Source organism: Mesorhizobium sp. M7A.F.Ca.US.005.03.2.1, assembly GCF_003997795.1.
In the GTDB taxonomy this organism is placed as follows: domain Bacteria; phylum Pseudomonadota; class Alphaproteobacteria; order Rhizobiales; family Rhizobiaceae; genus Mesorhizobium; species Mesorhizobium ciceri.
Genome location: NZ_RZRP01001649.1, coordinates 1 through 392, shown reverse-complemented (window position 1 = coordinate 392; position 392 = coordinate 1). Strand labels below are relative to the sequence as shown.

Genomic DNA, 392 nt, shown 5'->3' with positions numbered 1-392 from the left:
CCTGGCAACCGACGACCGTGCCGAGCGTTTCGCCGGCCATTTTCCGGCCGCTGCCGTCCACCCGATCCAGTCGGCGACGATGGGCTCGAAAAACCCTTTTGCCCTGCTTGGTGCCTTCTGGAAAATCTGGCGCGGCGTGCGCCAGGCTTCTGCCGTCATCGCCAGGATCAAGCCGGATGCCGTCGTCGGCTTCGGCGGCTATCCGACCTTGCCGCCGCTCTACGCGGCGACACGGCGCAAGGTACCGACCCTGATCCATGAGCAGAACGCGGTGATGGGGCGCGCCAACCGGGCGCTGGCCGGCCGTGTCGACGCGATCGCCGGCGGCTTCCTGCCGCAGGACAGCAGTGCAGCCGGGGTCAAGACGGTGACGACAGGCAATCCGGTCCGGC

The 392-nt window shown here is 68.4% G+C and carries 1 protein-coding gene; it reads left to right on the top strand.

Annotated features, from left to right (window positions below; all coding sequences use genetic code 11):
* Positions 1–392: glycosyltransferase (locus EN991_RS39625; RefSeq protein ID WP_206519394.1), on the top strand; the 392-nt coding region annotated here is incomplete at both ends.